Source organism: Corallococcus sp. M7, from assembly GCF_054512695.1.
Genome location: NZ_CM137252.1, coordinates 5,207,969 through 5,224,068 on the forward strand (window position 1 = coordinate 5,207,969; position 16,100 = coordinate 5,224,068).

The 16,100-nt window shown below is 70.7% G+C and carries 13 protein-coding genes; 7 read left to right on the top strand and 6 right to left on the bottom strand.

Translation table 11 applies throughout. The features are described from left to right. The first annotated feature begins 7 nt into the window (after positions 1-7). The 4 genes from ACX114_RS20755 to ACX114_RS20770 all read left to right on the top strand — a co-directional run bounded on the left by ACX114_RS20755 (position 8) and on the right by ACX114_RS20770 (position 5,673). Positions 8-1,564 carry a bactofilin family protein gene (locus ACX114_RS20755; protein ID WP_459287053.1) on the top strand — a complete coding sequence of 519 codons (1,557 nt, stop codon included), beginning with the start codon at positions 8-10 and terminating at the stop codon, positions 1,562-1,564. A 211-nt stretch (positions 1,565-1,775) separates the two neighbouring features. Beyond that, positions 1,776-3,122 (top strand): 2Fe-2S iron-sulfur cluster-binding protein, encoded by a 1,347-nt coding sequence (locus tag ACX114_RS20760; protein WP_459287054.1) that lies wholly within the window; start codon positions 1,776-1,778, stop codon positions 3,120-3,122. Then, a complete protein-coding gene (locus tag ACX114_RS20765; protein WP_459287056.1) occupies positions 3,119-4,609 on the top strand; it encodes an FAD-dependent oxidoreductase in 1,491 nt (496 codons plus the stop codon). Before ACX114_RS20760 ends, ACX114_RS20765 begins: the two co-directional genes overlap by 4 nt. A gap of 278 nt (positions 4,610-4,887) precedes the next feature. After that, a complete protein-coding gene (locus ACX114_RS20770; RefSeq protein ID WP_459287058.1) occupies positions 4,888-5,673 on the top strand; it encodes a trypsin-like serine peptidase in 786 nt (261 codons plus the stop codon). 26 nt (positions 5,674-5,699) lie between these two features. On the opposite strand, the gene ACX114_RS20775 is transcribed toward ACX114_RS20770, so the two are convergent. Beyond that, positions 5,700-6,575, bottom strand: coding sequence for an SDR family NAD(P)-dependent oxidoreductase (locus ACX114_RS20775; protein ID WP_459287060.1), 876 nt, complete (start codon positions 6,573-6,575; stop codon positions 5,700-5,702). A 146-nt stretch (positions 6,576-6,721) separates the two neighbouring features. Here ACX114_RS20775 and ACX114_RS20780 point away from each other — a divergent pair, with 146 nt between their 5' ends. Next, positions 6,722-7,183, top strand: coding sequence for a universal stress protein (locus ACX114_RS20780; RefSeq protein ID WP_120580698.1), 462 nt, complete (start codon positions 6,722-6,724; stop codon positions 7,181-7,183). A gap of 12 nt (positions 7,184-7,195) precedes the next feature. Here the strand turns inward: ACX114_RS20780 and ACX114_RS20785 are convergent, their stop codons facing one another. The 5 genes from ACX114_RS20785 to ACX114_RS20805 all read right to left on the bottom strand — a co-directional run bounded on the left by ACX114_RS20785 (position 7,196) and on the right by ACX114_RS20805 (position 12,886). After that, complete coding sequence (locus ACX114_RS20785) at positions 7,196-7,876, bottom strand: Fe2+-dependent dioxygenase (RefSeq protein ID WP_206794356.1); 681 nt, start codon at positions 7,874-7,876, stop codon at positions 7,196-7,198. A gap of 39 nt (positions 7,877-7,915) precedes the next feature. Continuing rightward, complete coding sequence (locus ACX114_RS20790) at positions 7,916-9,445, bottom strand: TonB-dependent receptor (protein ID WP_459287063.1); 1,530 nt, start codon at positions 9,443-9,445, stop codon at positions 7,916-7,918. Next, positions 9,442-10,188: a TonB-dependent receptor plug domain-containing protein gene (locus tag ACX114_RS20795; RefSeq protein WP_459287065.1), complete on the bottom strand. Its 747-nt coding sequence runs from the start codon at positions 10,186-10,188 to the stop codon at positions 9,442-9,444. The genes ACX114_RS20790 and ACX114_RS20795 overlap by 4 nt, the downstream gene beginning before the upstream one ends. A 301-nt stretch (positions 10,189-10,489) precedes the next feature. Continuing rightward, a complete protein-coding gene (locus tag ACX114_RS20800) occupies positions 10,490-11,986 on the bottom strand; it encodes a PepSY-associated TM helix domain-containing protein (protein ID WP_459287067.1) in 1,497 nt (498 codons plus the stop codon). 27 nt (positions 11,987-12,013) lie between these two features. Beyond that, entirely contained in the window at positions 12,014-12,886 is an 873-nt protein-coding gene (locus tag ACX114_RS20805) for a TonB family protein (protein ID WP_459287069.1), read from the bottom strand. A gap of 281 nt (positions 12,887-13,167) precedes the next feature. On the opposite strand from ACX114_RS20805, the gene ACX114_RS20810 reads away from it, so the two are divergent. Both ACX114_RS20810 and ACX114_RS20815 read left to right on the top strand, forming a co-directional pair. After that, a complete protein-coding gene (locus ACX114_RS20810; protein ID WP_459287071.1) occupies positions 13,168-13,599 on the top strand; it encodes a hypothetical protein in 432 nt (143 codons plus the stop codon). Positions 13,600-13,996: 397 nt separating this feature from the next. Then, positions 13,997-16,054, top strand: coding sequence for a cation:proton antiporter domain-containing protein (locus ACX114_RS20815; RefSeq protein ID WP_459287073.1), 2,058 nt, complete (start codon positions 13,997-13,999; stop codon positions 16,052-16,054). Positions 16,055-16,100: the final 46 nt, after the last annotated feature.

The following is a 16,100-nucleotide window of genomic DNA, read 5'->3' on the forward strand; positions in this document are numbered from 1 at the left end:
CGTGACCATGAAGATCCTCCCCCGCCTGTTGCTTCCGACCCTCCTCCTCGGCGCCCCCGTGGCGCTCGCGGAAGGCGCCCCGGCCCCCGCCGCTGCCGCCACCGCGCCGGTCCGCACCATCGACGTGAGCTTCCGCGGTTCGCTGCGCGACGCGCTCAAGACCATCGCGGAGAAGGGCGGCCTGAACCTGGTCGTCACCGGTGACCTGGACACCCCCGCCGAGGTGCGGCTGCGCGGCATCAGCGCCGAGCAGGCCCTGCGCACCGTGGCCCGCGCCTACTCGCTCCACCTGGAGCAGGACGGCTCCATCTTCACGCTGCGCCCGCTCACCGCGAAGGAGAAGGAGTCCGGCGTCAGCCCCACGGCCAACGCCCCCACGCCCCCCGTCGCTCCGCCCGTCATCGCCGCCACCCCGCCCGCGCCGCCGGCACCTCCCGCGCCGCCCACCGTGGACGCGAACGCGACGCCCGAGGAGCGTGCCCTGGCCCGCGAGGAGGCGGACCGGCTGCGTGAGGAGGCCCGCGAAGAGGAGAAGCGCGCCCGCGACGAGGCCAAGCTGGCCGCGAAGGAAGAGGCGGAAGCGGCCAAGGAGCGCGTCCGCGAGGAGCTGCGCAACTTCCGCGACAGCTTCAAGCACAAGAAGGGCAAGCGCGGCGCCCGGGACGTGGTGGCGCGCGGACAGAACCTGGAGGTGAAGGAGGGCGAGTCCGTGGAGAGCGCCGTCGTGTACGGCGGCAACCTCATCGTGAAGGGCACCGTGGAGGACGACGCGGTCGCCTTCGGCGGCAACCTGGAGATCCAGGGCCACGTGGAGGGAGACGCGCACGCCTTCGGCGGCAACGTCATCCTGGGGCCCAACGCGCAGGTGGAGGGCGACGTGTCCGCCTTCGGCGGTCAGGTGCAGAAGGCGGACGGCGCCATCGTGGAGGGCAGCCTGGAGTCCTTCGGCGGCGCGGACCTGGGCCGCATGGTGGCCGGGGAGATCAAGCGCGGCATGCAGGAAGGGCAGCACCACGACGCGTCGGCGGACGCCGACGACGAGGATGACGACCGCGGCCGCGGCGGCGGGGGCCTCGCGTCCTTCATCCTCCAGTTCGCGCTGCTCTTCGGCCTGGGCTTCCTGGGGCAGATGTTCTTCCCGGCGCGCATGAAGGAGCTGGGCGATGAGATCCGCGCCAACCCCGCCCGCAACTTCTGGGTGGGCCTGGTGGGCATGGCGGCCCTCATCCCGCTGACCATCGTCCTGTGCGTCACGCTCATCGGCATCCCGGTGGCGTTCGCCCTCCTGGTCGCCTCCATGCTGGGCACGGCGCTGGGCTACGCGGCCATCGCCAGCGAGGTGGGCACGCGGCTGCCGGTGCTGCGCGGACGCAAGACGCAGGCGGTGGTGCTCGCCCTGGGCCTGGGCCTCATCCTCCTGGTGAGCCACATCCCGGTGCTGGGCGTCTTCCTCAACCTCATCCTCACCCCGCTGGCCTTCGGCGCGGTCATCCGCACCCGGTTCGGCTACCGCGGCCGGGGCATGCCGGAGCCCATCTTCCCCCGGAGCGAGAACCCGGTTTGACGCACCCGGCCTCACGGCCGCCCGGACCTTGCCACACCGCATCATGAAGCCCCGCTCCCAAGCGCACCGGGAGTGGGGCTTTTCCTTCTCCAACAAGTGCCACGCTCGCGCGCCATCACCTGCGCTGTCGGCAGCGGGTGTTGACGGAGAGCGGGCGGCCGCTGACAGGCTTTGACCCGCCTCGTCCGGTGCGCCATTTTGCGCGGCACCCATGCGACGCCTCCCAGACGCAACCCCGCGCGGCAGGGCCATCACCGTGGACCTCGAGGGCGAGAGCATCCCCGCCATCGAAGGCGAGCCGGTGGCGTGCTCCCTCATCGCCGCGGGCGAGAACGTCCTCTCCCGCTCCGTGAAGTACCACCGCCCGCGAGGGCCGTACTGCTTCTCCGCGGCCTGCTCGCACTGCCTCATGCGCGTGGACGGGCTGCCCAACGTCTACACCTGCCGCACCCCCGCGAAGGAGGGCATGCGGCTGGAGCGGCAGAACGCGTACCCGTCCGCGAAGGTGGACATCTTCGAGACCATCGACTGGTTCTTCCCCAAGCGCCTGGACCACCACGAGATGTTCGCGGGCGTGCCGGTGGCGGAGGACGTGATGGCGCGCGTGGCCCGGCAGCTGGCCGGCCTGGGCCTGCTGCCCAAGGAAGCAGGCCCACAGCCCCTGCCCCCTCGCACCTTCCACACCACCGTCGCGATGGTGGGCGGCGGCGCGGCGGGCCTGGAGGCGGCGCGGGTGCTCGCCGGCAAGGGCGTGCCGTTCATGCTCTTCGAGCGCGACGCGACCCTGGGCGGACGGCTGGCCCACGGCGCCCCCGAGGACGGCGCGCCCTTCGTCCCGGAGGCCACCGCGTTTCCGCAGGGTAGCGTGGTGCGAAGCGCCACCGTCATCGGCCTCTATGACGACGAGCACGGCCGCTACCTGGCGGTCGCGTCGCAGGAGGCTTCCAACCTGCGGCTGCTCAAGGTCTACGCGAAGCGCTTCCTGCTGACGGTGGGCGGCCATCCCCCCACCCTCCCCTTCGAGAACAACGACCTGCCCGGCGTCATCGCGGGCCGCGCGGCGAGCCTGCTGTTGCGCAAGCACGACGTGGCGCCCCAGGTCGCGGCGCTGGTGGGCCACGGCCCGGAGTTGCACGCGCTGGCGCACCTGTTCACCCAGCGCGGCGTGGAGGTGGCGGCGGTGGTGGACCTGAAGGGTCCGCTGCCCGCGAACGCTCACCCGAAGGCCGTCGTCGGTGACGGGCTCAAGGCCCACGGCCTGCGCGGCGTGACGGCCCTGAGCTTCACGCCCCAGGGAGGACGCAAGCAGAAGGTGTCGTGCGACGCGGTGGTGGTGTCCGTGCCGGTGACGCCGGGCTTCGAGCTGGCGCGCCAGGGCGGCGCGAAGGTGGAGTTCGACGCGGACGCGGGCCACTTCCGCGTGGATGCGGACGCGGACGGGCGCACGCAGGCGGCGGACGTGTTCGTCGCGGGCGACGTGGCGAAGGTCGGTACAGCGAAGGACGCCGCGGCCATGGGCGCACGCGCGGCGCAGGCGTTGATGGGAGGGCTGTCATGAGCAAGGCGCTCGTCTGCACCTGCGAGGACGTCACCGTCACGGACGTGGAGCACGCCATCGAGCGCGGTTACCACGACGTGGAGTCGGTGAAGCGCTACACGGGCTTCGGCACCGGCATCTGCCAGGGCAAGAGCTGCCACGCCGCGGTGGCCGCGCTGCTCAAGCAGAAGGCCCCGGCGCTCAAGCCGGAGGCCGTCGTTCCCTTCACGCCGCGCCCGCCGCTGTACCCCACGGAGCTGCGCGTGCTCGCCAGCGCCCCCGTGGACGAGTCCGTCCCGCCCGTGGGCGGCGTGCCCCAGGAGCTGGAGCACTTCCCGTCCGCGCTGCGCCCGGAAGGGCCGGTGCCGCAGAAGGCGAAGGTGGTCATCATCGGCGGCGGCATCATGGGCCTGTCGCTGGCGTACAACCTGGCGCTGCGCGGAGAGACGGACGTCGTCGTGCTGGAGCGCGGCTACCTGTGCGCGGGCGCGTCCGGCCGCAACGGCGGCGGCGTGCGCATGCAGTGGGGCACCCCGGCGCTGATTGAATTGGCCAAGCGCTCCATCGACCTGATGAAGGGCTTCGCGCGCGAACTGGGCGTCAACGTGTGGCTGCGCCAGGGGGGCTACCTCTTCCTGGCCAAGCGCAAGGACACCGCGTACCGCCTGGACCGCAACGCCGCCCTGCACAACAAGTACGGCGTGCCCACGCGCATCATCACCGCGGACGAGGCGCGGCAGATCGTCCCGGACCTCACGATGAAGGACTGCGTGACGGCGGCCTACAACCCGGAGGACGGCGTCATCTTCCCCTGGGCCTTCCTGTGGGGCTACGCGCAGGGCTGCGTGAAGCGCGGCGTGAAGGTGGAGACGTACACCAACGTCACCGGCTTCGAGACGAGCAACGGCCAGGTGCGCAAGGTGAAGACGGACCGGGGCGACATCGCCTGCGACACCGTCGTGCTCGCCTCCGGCGCGTGGAGCCCGGCGGTCGCGAAGCTGGCGGACGTGAAGCTGCCCAACGAGCCGCACCGCCACGAGATCCTCAGCACCGAACCGCTCAAGCCCTTCCTGTCGCCGCTGGTGTCGGTGCTCGACACGGGCCTGTACTTCAGCCAGTCCATGCGCGGCGAAATCGTGGGCGGCATGGGCGACCCGAAGGAGCCCGCCGGCCCCAACATGGGCAGCACCCTGCGCTTCGTGGCGCGCTTCGCCCAGGCCCTCACGGAGCAGTTGCCGCACGTGGGCCAGGTGAAGGTGCTGCGCCAGTGGGGCGGCCTCTACGACGTCACCCCGGACAACAACCCCATCCTCGGGCGCACCCCCGGCCTGGACAACCTGCTCCAGCTGTCCGGCTTCGTGGGCCACGGCTTCATGATGGCCCCCGCCGTCGCGGAGCGGATGGCCCAGTGGATGACCTCCGGCGGCTCCGACGAGCTCTTCACCCGCTTCAACCTCCGCCGCTTCGAGGAAGGCACCCTCGAGCGCGAGGACATGATCATCGGCTGAAGAATTCCGCCCTCCCCGCCCCTGTCTCCGCCTGGGACAGGGGCGCACCCCGCATGTCCGCAAAAGCGGCACTCCCGGAAAATCATGCAAGCCCCCGGGATGGCTGGGGATTCGCCGCGGAACGTGACGTTTCTTTACAAACGCAACCGGGTTGCACGGAGCATCCACGCACCACCGTCACGGGGGCGTGACGCCGGGCCTCCTCTGACGGACGCCATGGCACGGGGCGTGCGTAGGCCCCCCGCGCCGCGCAATGCCGCGCGGGGGGAGACTCACAGATGGCCGCGAAGAAGCTCTTGGGTGCGATGCTGGTGATGGGCCTGACGGCGTGTGGTTCCGTGGAGCCCATGGACGTGCCGGACGCGGAGCCGCTCGCGTCGCAGGAGTCCGAGGTCATCGTGGGGACGCTGAACTGGGTGAGCGCCACGTCGCTGACGGGCACGCAGCGCACGAAGTCCAAGGCGGTGGGTTACCTCTCCATCCCGGCGGTGGGCAGCCGCTGCACGGCGTGGCTCGTCTCCAACGACGTGGTCATCACCAACAACCACTGCGTGGGCAGCTCCTCGGAGGCGGTGGGCGCGCGCGTGTCGTTCAACTACGAGGACGGCGTCGCGTCCGCCTCGCGCGTCTGGTACCCGTGCGCCACGTTCATCAAGACGTGGAGCGGTGACGACATGACGGCGCTGCGCTGCTCGGCCGTGAATGGCCAGCTGCCCGGCCAGGTGTACGGCTTCCTCACCGTCGCCAGCGCCAACGCGGCGACGAACGCCACCGTGTACGTGGTGAACCAGAACTGCGACTACTACACGACGCCGTCCTGCACGCCGACGAAGAAGTCCTCGCCGGGCAAGGTGCTCAACGGCAACTACAGCACCACGGACATCTCCTACGACGCGGACACGCTGGGCGGCTCGTCCGGCTCGCCCGTCCTCTCCACGTCGTCGAACGAGGTGGTGGCGCTGCACCACATCGGCATCGGCGGCAACTCGCAGGGCCGCGGCACGGCCAACACCGGCGTGAAGGCCACGCGCGTGAAGGCGCGCCTGGCTGAAATCGGCCTGTAGTCGCCGAAGGAAATCGCCAAGGCGTCTCAGGTCGCGGACGAGGGCTCCCCTCCGGCCAGCAGCACCGGCTGGGGGGGCGCATCCGTTCCGGTGGGCCCGGTCGGACTCAGGAGCAGCGTCCGCTTCAGGCCGCCCAGCGCCAGCCGCCCCAGGCCCCGCTTGAAGGAGCGCGGCAGGAAGCGCAACAGCCGCATCACCCAGCGGTGTCCCAGGCCGGGGTACACCAGCGCCTCGCCCCGCTCGAAGCCCGCCAGGGCCTCGCGGGCGCACTGGCGCAGGGACAATTCGAAGAACGGCGTCACCTCTCCCTCCAGGTGCGGCTCCAGCGCCAGCGGGCCGGGGGCCACGAAGGTGACGGGGATGCCCGCGTCCTTCAGCTCCAGGCGCAGGGACTCACTGAAGCCGTCCAGGAAGCGCTGCGTGGCGGAGAACGTCACCGCGCCCGGGAGGAACAGGCGCGCCGCGCCCGAGCCCACCGTGAGGATGCCTCCCCGCCCGCGCTCCAGCATGGGGCCCAGCAGGCGATGGGTGATCATCGCCGGGGCCAGCACATTCGCCTGCACCAGCTCCTCGATGCGCTTCCAGCGCTCGTCCGCGTACAGCCCGCTGGAGGCGTAGTCCGCGTTGTTGATGAGAACGTCCACGCGGACGTAGTGGCGCTCCAGGTGCTCGAAGAGCGCGTCCACGGCGCGCGGATCATCCAGCCGGCACGCGCGGATCATCACCCCCAGGGTCGGATTGCGGACGAGCAGCTCCTCCCTCAGGCTCCCCAGGTCGTCCACGTCGCGCGCGACGAGCACCAGGGTCCTGACCCGTGGAGAGAGCAGCCGGGCAAGCTCGCGGCCGATGCCGCCAGCAGCGCCGATGATGAGCACGGTACCGTTGTCGATGGGAGGGCGCATATGGGGGCAGGACCTCGGACAGGAAGCTGTCCATGCGCGGGTGACCCTGCGCGCCCGCCCCGCTGCTCGGCTCCTCCTGGATGCCCCCTTGCCCTGGAGGCGGGCGGGCATTAAGCGTTCCGTGTTCCCGCTGGAGGAGGACTCCCATGGCTGGCCCTTCACGCATCCTCGTGCCGGTGGACCTGAAGGACGGTTCCCGGTCCGTCGTGGACTACGCGCTGCAACTCGCCCGCCCCTTCGGCGCGACGGTGGACGTCCTGCACGCCTGGGAGCCGCCGCAGTACGTGGCGCCGGATCTGCTGGTGGCCTCGCCCGGCTGGGACGCCACCTCGCTGGAGGCGATGGCGCGCGACACCGCGGGCAAGGAACTGGAATCGCTGCTGCGCAAGGTGGACGGCACCGCGCCCGTGGCGCTGTCCCACCGCGTGGTGATTGGCGAGGCGGGCAACGTGGTGCTGGAGGAGGCCGAGCGCGGGAAGTACGACCTCATCGTGATGGGCACGCACCAGCGCAAGGGGCTCACCCGCATGCTGCTGGGCAGCGTGGCGCAGAAGGTGGTGGGCCGCGCCGCGTGCCCGGTGCTCACCCTGCACGTCAGCCCCGAGTAGAGCGACTGACGGCTAGGGCTCCGCCCACTGGCGCAGGAGGTTGTGGTACACGCCCGTGAGCATCACCAGCGCGGGGCTCTTGGGCACCTCGCGGGTGAGCTGCATGATGGACGTGTCCATGTCGAAGAGCAGCGAGCGCTGCCCCGCGTCGCGGATCATGCTCTGGACCCAGAAGAACGACGCCAGCCGCACCCCACGCGTCACCGGCGTGACGTGGTGCAGGCTGGTGGACGGGTAGACGATGAGGTCCCCCGCCGGCAGCTTCGCCGAGTGGTTGCCGTAGGTGTCCTCCACCACCAGCTCACCGCCGTCGTAGCTGTCCGGGTCGCTCAAGAAGAGCGTGGCGGACACGTCCGTGCGGATGCGCTGGTTCGAGCCCAGCAGCGGCCGGATGGCGTTGTCCACGTGCGAGCCGAAGTCCATCCCCTGCTCGTAGCGGTTGAACAGCGGGGGGAACACGCGCTGGGGCAGCACGGCGGAGATGAACAGCGGGCTCTTCTCCAGGCCGGCCAGCACCAGGTCCCCCAGCTCCCGGGCGGCGGGGCTGCCTTCGGGCAGCTGGAGGTTCTTCTTCACCTGCGCGGACTGCTTGCCGGCGGTGGTCCGGCCATCCTCCCACGCCGCCTTGTCGAAGACGGCGCGGCAGTGGGCCACCTGCTCGGGCGTGAGGACCTGCGGGATGTGCACCATCATGATGAACGTCCTCCTACGCCCGGCAGGCAAAGCGCGCGACTAGAACCGCACGTGCGCGGAGAGCAGCGCCGAAACGCCGTCCGCCGGCACGGCCTGACCGCCGTAGTACGAGTCGTAGTAGAGCTTGTCGGTCAGGTTGTAGACGTTGAGCTGCAGGTCCACCTTCTTGATGCTGTAGGACGCGAACGCGTCGAAGCGCCAGTAGTTGGGCACCTTGCTGAGCAGCACCGTCGCGTTGGCCGGGTTGTTCACCGTGGCCACGTCCTGGTAGGTGGCGCCGCCGCCCACGGACAGGTTGTCCAGGATGGCGTACGTGGTCCACAGCGAGAAGCTGCGCTTGGGCGTGTTCACCAGGCGCTGGCCCTCCAGGAAGTCATTGGTGTGCTCCTGGATGCTCGCGTCCAGGAACGTGTAGTTGGCGAACACGTTCCAGCGGCGCACCGGCGAACCGGCGATGCCGAGCGCGTAGCCCTGCACCCGCTGCTTGCCCTCCAGCACCGTGGGCGGGCCGTCCGGATCCGAGTTCGGCACGCGCGCGTTCAGCTTGTTGGTGCGGAAGATGGCGGCGTTGACGCTCAGGCGCTCCGCGATGAGGTCGGACTTGGCGCCGATCTCGAAGGTCTCGTTCTTCTCCGGATCCAACGTGACGGTGTCGTTGGACAGCGTCGCCAGCTCCGCGCTCGGGTTCTGGGACGTGCCGTACATGCCATAGACGCTGGTGTTCTCCGCCGGGTGGAGCACCAGGCCCACGCGCCAGTTGAACAGGCTGTTCTCCTGCTCGAAGGCGGCCACGGTGCCGTTGGCGGCGATGGTCTCGTAGTCGCTGTGCAGGTTGTCCAGGCGCAGCGTGCCCAGGACCTCCACGTACTTGCCGATCTGGATCTGATCCGACGCGTACGCGCCCAGGTTCCACTGGCGGCTGTAGTTGGTGGCGCCCGGGACGCGCGTCACGCCGGACAGGTCCGGGCTGTTGTCCGGATCGAACAGGTCCGCCGGCAGGTTGCCGCCGTTCACGGTGAGGTTGGTGCGGCCCTGCTCACGCTGCTCGCGCGACACGTCCAGGCCGATGTTGGCGGTGTGCTTGAGGAAGCCCGTGTTGAACACGCCGCGCACGTCCAGCTGGTCCGCGAAGTAGGTGTTGTCCGCGGTCGTCTCGAAGCGCTGGCGGCCGATGGTGGTGGGGTTCGTGGCGGGCGTCAGGCCGCGCGGCGCGGTGGGCCGGGCGAAGCGGTCCACGCCGCCGTAGCGCAGCGTGTTGGTCAGGCGGAACGTGTTGCCCAGGTCCGCCAGCAGGCGCGCGGAGCCGATGTGGACGTTCACGAGCTCCGTGTCGCTGTCCTTCACGCCGTAGAAGTTCTCACGGGGCACGTCCAGGGTGACGCCCACGGGGTAGCCGTTGAAGTACGGCTGGCCGTAGTCCGGCACGCTGTTCTCGTGCTGGTAGAAGTAGTCCACTTCCAGGGCGACCTTCTCCGCCAGTTGGAAGCGCGCGGACGGCGCGATGCCCGCCCGGTTCTCCTTCACCACGTCACGGCCGGCGACGCCGGACAGCTGCCCCACGGCGCTCACGCGGAACTGGACGCTGTCGTTGATCTCCTGGTTGACGTCCGCCTCGATGCGGCCGGTCGGGACGTGCCGCCCGACAGGCGCAGGTCCATGAAGGAGCCCTTGCGCGCCTTCTTCGTCACCAGGTTGATGGCGCCGCCCGTGGAGCCGCGGCCGAACAGCACCGACGACGGGCCGAAGTAGACCTCCACGCCCTCCAGGTTGAACGTGTCGCGGGTGAACCAGCCCAGGTCGCGCACGCCGTCGCGCAGCGTGTCCGTCTGGGCGGAGAAGCCGCGCAGCGAGAAGGAGTCACCCTGGCGGCCACCCTCGCCCGCCGTCACCGTGATGCCGGACACGTTGCGCAGGGCATCGCGCAGCGTCGTCGCCTGCTGCTCCTCCATCACGCGCTCGGGGACCACCGTGATGGTCTGCGGCGTGTCCACCAGCGGCCGCGGCAGGCGGGCCAGGCTGGGCTCCGTGACGTTATATTTCTCCGTTTCACCCTCCACGGACACTTCCGGCAGGACGTAGGCGTCGTCCTGGTTGGCCTGCGCCGCCGTCTCCCCCGTGGGCGCGGACTCCGGGGTGCGCTCGGGGGCCGGGGCCTCCTGGCCCACCGGGGCGGTCTCCGCCGGCCGGGACTCCTGCACCGGCGCCGCCGTCTCGCCCGTCACCGGCGTCTCCTGCGCCACCGCGCCGCCCGCCGCCAGGGCGGAGGCAAGGCCTACGGCGGCGGGGCCCCAGGGCCAGAGCGCGCCACGCACGCCTCCAGGGTTGCCATTCGAAGAGCGGATACCAGGACGACCGGGCTTTGCTGTGGACACGAATCCCCTCGGGATAGGAAGCACTGCCTAAATGAGAATGATTCTCATATGCAGGACCCTGATTCGCGTTACAAGAAATTTCTTCCCGCCAACACTGTGAGGGGCAAAGACAGGCGATCGTTACAACACTGCCTTGCATCAGCCTGCCGAATGCCACACGCCGCCGAGTGAAAACGACGAAGCCCGGATCCGCTCTCGCGGTCCGGGCCTCGGGGATGTCTGGGTTTACTGAGTTGTGACTTCAGGCGGCGTTTGTATTCGATTCCGCGGGCGGGGCCACCGGAGCGGCGGAGGCCACGGGCTGCGTCTTGCGGCGCGGGACGAAGCGGCGCCAGGAGAGCGCGTAGCCGGTGTAGACGAGGAACACGGCGCCGAAGGACGCGAGCGCCGCGATGAGCTGGCCCACCCATCCGAGCGCCTCGCCGGTGTGCAGGAAGCGCAGCCACGTGCGCAGCTTCCGGCCGCTGTTGAAGTCCGCGTAGGTCTCCGTCTTCAGCGTCTGGGCGGTGAACGGATCCAGCGACACCGTGTTGGTGGCGAAGAGCGGCCAGCGCTCCTGCTCGCGGACGGTGAAGGCGCTGGCCTGCGGGCCCTTCGGACCGCCGCGGCCTTCCGCACGGCCTTCGCCGCGAGGACCACCCTCACCGCGCGCTCCCCCTTCGGCCCGAGGACCGCCCTCACCGCGCGCCCCTCCTTCGGCCCGGGGACCACCCTCACCGCGAGGGGCACCCTCGCCCTGCGGAGCGCCCTCGGCGCGAGCCATGCGTTCGCCGCGCGGAGCGCCTTCGCCACGCTGGCCACCCTCGCCGCGCGATGCACCTTCAGCGCGAGGGCCACCTTCACCGCGCGGGGCGCCTTCGGGACGGCCGCCGGGGCCGCCAGCGCCCTGGGGCGTGGCCAGGCGCAGGGTGATGGCCTCCCAGGCGTTGGACTGCTTCATCACCGCCGCGAACTGCGCGTCCAGCGGCTGGGGCTGCGTCCCAGGCGCGGGCGTGGGCACGGCCACGGGCGCGGCGGTCATGGGCCCCTGCGCCGCGGGCGGCTCGTTGCCGGTGAGCGTGAAGACCAGGTTCGACGCCCACTTGTAGGAAATCACCGCGCCGGACGCCGTCAGCACCACCAGCACCGGCAGCGACCAGAAGCCGATCACGTTGTGCCAGTTGAAGTCGCGCGCCTTGCCCTTGAGCCCGCGGCGGAACCACAGGATGGGCCGCATGGCGCGCAGGTTCCACTTGCGCGGCCACCACAGGAACAGGCCGGTGATGCCCAGGAACAGGAACGCCAGGTTCGCCACGCCGGTGATGGCCTTGCCCACCGCGCGGTTGTCACCCGACGCCGCGAGCCAGCGGTGCAGGTCCTCCATCGTGTGGAAGAACGAGCGCCAGCCCTGCGCGCCCGGCTCGCGCACTTCACCCGTGTAGGGGTGGACGTAGACGGAAGCACCGCGGCCCAGGGCCACCGTCACCATGCTGTCCGCTTCCGGGTACACCGTCACGCCGGAGGGAGCAACGGCGGGCTTCGCCTCCTTCACCTTCGCGAGCATCTCCTCCATCGTCAGGCGGGGAGTCCCCTGCGCGGGAGGCGCCGCGTGGCGGGCGTCACGGTCCGCCCAGTCGACGATCTCCGACTCGAAGGCGATCGCCGCGCCCGTGAACGACATGACCCCGACCACGAGCCCCACGATGAGGCCGCTAATCAGGTGGATCCAGAAGAGAATCGAGCGGAGCTTGGGGTTCATGAAGGCGTCTGCGGGACTGCGAAGGAACTACCTGAGAGCGAACTTCACCGGGATCACGACCTTCACGCGCACCGGCGCGCCGTCGTGCCCCAGCGCCGGCGAGAAGCGCCAGCCCGCCACGGACTCGAGCGCGGCCTCGTCCAGGCCCGGCACCGAGCGGTGGATGCGCGGCGAGCCCGGCTCCACCGTGCCGTCCGTGCCAATGACGACCATCACCATCACCACGCCGGTGATGCCATCCTCCCGGGCGCGGCGCGGATACTCCGGCTTGCCGGACAGCAGCGCCGGCAGCTTCATCACCTCGCGCGGCGTGTAGATGGGCGGCGCGGTGCCCGTCCCACCGAGCTTGCCACCCACGATTCCGCCCACCACGCCCCCGACGACACCACCCACCGCGCCGTCCGGCACCCCCGGCCCCACGGGCGCCTGCGACGCGACCGCGGCCACCTCCGTCGCGGGCGGGGTCTCCACCTGCTCCACCACCGGCTCCGTCTCCTTCACCGGCTCCGGAACCTTCGCGGGCACCACCAGCTCCCGGTGCTTGGGGCGCGGCCTCTGCACCACCGGCTTCACGGGCTGCGGGGTCGCCTGCTTCAGCGCGCCACCACCCAGCGGCGGCGGAGGCGGCGCGTACGCCATCAGCACCAGCTCCGGCTCCGGCTTCTTGACCTGCGGCGGCGCCTGGGTCGACACCATCAACCCCACCGCCACCGCCACCACGTGCGCCGCGGTCGCGGTCAGCAGGGCCCCGCTCCAACGACCCCATCCCGCATCCGCCGTGGCGGTCGCGGACTGGAAGAGCCCCACCGGGCTCCGCACCGCATCCGCACGGGCGGTCACAGCCTGCGGCAGCGTCGGGGCAGCACCCAGTCCGTCGTCGAAGTTGAGAATGGTTCGCATTTTCGGTTGCCGAAAGGGGATATCCCCTGGGGGGTGGCAACGTCAATCTGGAGCGATGCTGAAATCATCCCCGCGCGTCCTCACGTGACAGTTTCGCGGCCAAGGGCGCGATTTTCCGAGGTGCGTGGGAACCCGGGTGCGTATAAAGGCCATCCGCTGACTCGTTTTTTTGTCGTCGCCCGACTGTCGCATCGGGTGCGACACGCTTAGCCCCCCCATCCATGACGCCGGTCCGTCCCCACACCGGGCGTGAAGCCCCCCGCGAGATCAGGTTCGCCCTGATGGCGGTCGTGTGCGCGGCGGTGCTGGCCGGGCTCCTGGGGATGGTGGGGCTTTCGTCAGCGCCCATCACCGGAGCTCCAGGGCGAGCCCCACAGCAGGCCACGGCGCCCCGGACGCCCGCGCTGTCGCGCACGTCTTCCAACCCGAAGCTGGGGTGGGAGGAAGCGGGGCTGCTGCATGGCTCGCACGTGGCCGCGCCGCGTGCGGGCTCGCGCGATCAGGTGGAGGGAGGTGGCGCCGGCCTCCGTCCCCAGACACCCTTCACGCCCCGGCCGGACTCGCTGCGCGCGATCCTCGCGCGCCATGACGCGCGGATGCTGGCGCGGGCCGAGTGCCTGCTTGCCCGCGCGCTCCCCTCAAGGCTCACGCCGCTGGCGGACCGTCCGCGGACGGTGAACTGCCCGGCGCAGGGTCCACCCGTCCAGGGCTGAGCGGCTCTTCCGGTCCCTCTTCTTTCGTGGGCCCGTGCCTGCCTTCCGCCCCGGTGTGACTCCTGGGGACCCAGGCGGGCAGGCCCTTCCCACCCCACAACCCTTTCAGCACGCGGTGCGCTCCTCGCGGCCGCGCGAGACCTTCTTTCATGTCTGTATCCCCTTCCCCCGAACCCACCTCCTCCCCTTCGCAGCAGCCCCAGCAGGGCGGCGCCACCCACGATCAGTGGCAGGGCGCGCGCCTGTTGTGGAGCGGACTGCTGTGCCTGCTCATCATCGTCGGCGCTATTGCCCTCGAGCGATGCAGCTGAGTCCGCCCTAACTTCCAGTGGATCCGGCCCCGCGCAGCGCGGGCGGGGCCGGTCATCGCGAGCCCATCACCTCCAGAGGCGCCCCCATGCACGACGCCCACGCGTTCCTCCAAGCCCTCGCCACCGTCCTTTGTGTCGCGGCGGTCACCACGGTCCTCTTCCAGCGCCTGCGTCAGCCGGTGGTGCTCGGCTACATCCTCGCGGGCTTCATCATAGGGCCGCACGTCCCCATCCCCCTGGTGGCGGACCCGGGCATCGTGCAGACGCTGTCGGAGCTGGGCGTCATCCTGCTGATGTTCTCCCTGGGGCTGGAGTTCAGCCTGCGCAAGCTGTTCCAGGTGGGGCCCACCGCGGGGCTCACCGCCGTCATCCAGTGCAGCGTGATGGTGTGGCTGGGCTTCGTCACCGGCCGCGCCTTTGGCTGGACGATGCTGGAGAGCCTGTTCACCGGCTGCTGCATCGCCATCTCCAGCACCACCATCATCGCCAAGGCCTTTGACGAGCAGAACATCCGGGGCGCGCTGCGCGGCATCGTGGTGGGCATCCTCATCGTGGAGGACCTCATCGGCATCCTGCTGATGGCCATGCTCACCGCGGTGTCCAGCGGCACCGGCATGTCCGCCGGGGACCTGGCGTACACCGTGGGACGGCTGGCCGCGTTCCTCGTGGGCCTGGTCGCCATTGGCCTGTTCGTCGTGCCCCGCCTGATGCGCTACATCACGAAGCTCCAGCGGCCGGAGACGACGCTCGTCACCAGCGTGGGCATCTGCTTCGCGGGCGCGCTATTGGCGCAGACGTTCGGCTACTCGGTGGCGCTGGGCGCGTTCCTCGCGGGCTCGCTGGTGGCGGAGTCCGGCGAGGGCAAGGAGATCGAGCACCTGGTGCAGCCGGTGCGCGACCTGTTCGGCGCGGTGTTCTTCGTGTCGGTGGGCATGCTGATCGACCCGGCGCTCATCCGCGAGCACTGGCTGGCCATCGCGGTGCTCACCGGCGTGGTCGTCCTGGGGAAGATCCTCAGCGTGTCGCTGGGCGCGTTCTTCACCGGCAACGGCACGCGCACGTCCGTGCAGGCGGGCCTGAGCCTGTCCCAGATTGGCGAGTTCTCCTTCATCATCGCGGGCCTGGGCCTGTCCCTGAAGGCCACGGGCACGTTCCTCTACCCGGTGGCGGTGGCCGTGTCCGCCATCACCACGCTGACGACGCCGTGGCTCATCCGCGCGTCCGGCCCCATCGCCAACTGGGTGGACCGCAAGCTGCCGGCGCCACTCCAGACGTTCGCGTCGCTGTACGGCAGCTGGGTGGAGAACCTGCGCACGTCGCCGCGCCAGAAGACGGTGGGCGCGCGCGTGCGGCGCATGGCGCTGCTGATGCTGCTGGACGCGGCGCTCATCACCATCATCGTCATCGGCACGTCCCTGCTGCTGCCCCAGGTGACGGAGTTCATCGACGAGCGCATGGGCTGGGGCAAGACGCTGACGCCGTGGATCGTCATCGGCCTGGCCACGGCGCTGGCCCTGCCCTTCTGCGTGGGCATCGTGCGGATGGGGCGGCGGCTGGGCGTGGTGCTGGCGGAGGGCGCGCTGCCGGCGGCCGCCAACGGCAAGGTGGACCTGGCGGCGGCGCCCCGGCGGGTGCTGGTGGTGGCGCTCCAGTTGGCCAGCGTCTTCATGGTGGGCGTGCCGGTGCTGGCCATCACCCAGCCGTTCCTCCCCGGCGTGCCGGGCGCGGTGCTGCTGCTGGTGTCCCTGGCCGTGATGGGCTTCGCCTTCTGGAAGAGCGCCACGAACCTTCAGGGCCACATGCGCGCGGGCGCGCAGGTCATCGTGGAGGCGCTCGCGGCCCAGTCCCACGCCAAGGGCGACGAGGACGAGCCGGCACCGGACGTGCTGCACGGCGTGCGTCAGATGCTGCCCGGCATTGGCGAACCGGAGTCGGTGGCGCTCGGCGCGTCCAGCGCGGCGGTGGGCCGCACCCTGGCGGAGCTCAACCTGCGCGGCATGACGGGGGCCACGGTGCTGGCCATCCGGCGGGGCGACGCGGGCGTGCTGGTGCCCACCGCGCAGGAGGTGCTGCGCGCGGGTGACATCCTCGCGCTCGCGGGGACGCACGAGGCCATCGACGCGGCGAAGGGCGTGCTCGGCTGACGCGGGGCACCGGATGCAATGGGGGACGCGGCCGTCCGTAGCAAGG

What these genes read in the sequence shown, in the direction of transcription:
- ACX114_RS20805 (WP_459287069.1), bottom strand. Translation starts at nt 12,886, where the DNA reads ATGCGAACCATTCTCAACTTCGACGACGGACTGGGTGCTGCCCCGACG.
- ACX114_RS20775 (WP_459287060.1), bottom strand. Translation starts at nt 6,575, where the DNA reads ATGCGCCCTCCCATCGACAACGGTACCGTGCTCATCATCGGCGCTGCT.
- ACX114_RS20810 (WP_459287071.1), top strand. Translation starts at nt 13,168, where the DNA reads ATGGCGGTCGTGTGCGCGGCGGTGCTGGCCGGGCTCCTGGGGATGGTG.
- ACX114_RS20785 (WP_206794356.1), bottom strand. Translation starts at nt 7,876, where the DNA reads ATGATGGTGCACATCCCGCAGGTCCTCACGCCCGAGCAGGTGGCCCAC.
- ACX114_RS20770 (WP_459287058.1), top strand. Translation starts at nt 4,888, where the DNA reads ATGGCCGCGAAGAAGCTCTTGGGTGCGATGCTGGTGATGGGCCTGACG.
- ACX114_RS20760 (WP_459287054.1), top strand. Translation starts at nt 1,776, where the DNA reads ATGCGACGCCTCCCAGACGCAACCCCGCGCGGCAGGGCCATCACCGTG.
- ACX114_RS20800 (WP_459287067.1), bottom strand. Translation starts at nt 11,986, where the DNA reads ATGAACCCCAAGCTCCGCTCGATTCTCTTCTGGATCCACCTGATTAGC.
- ACX114_RS20815 (WP_459287073.1), top strand. Translation starts at nt 13,997, where the DNA reads ATGCACGACGCCCACGCGTTCCTCCAAGCCCTCGCCACCGTCCTTTGT.
- ACX114_RS20780 (WP_120580698.1), top strand. Translation starts at nt 6,722, where the DNA reads ATGGCTGGCCCTTCACGCATCCTCGTGCCGGTGGACCTGAAGGACGGT.
- ACX114_RS20765 (WP_459287056.1), top strand. Translation starts at nt 3,119, where the DNA reads ATGAGCAAGGCGCTCGTCTGCACCTGCGAGGACGTCACCGTCACGGAC.
- ACX114_RS20755 (WP_459287053.1), top strand. Translation starts at nt 8, where the DNA reads ATGAAGATCCTCCCCCGCCTGTTGCTTCCGACCCTCCTCCTCGGCGCC.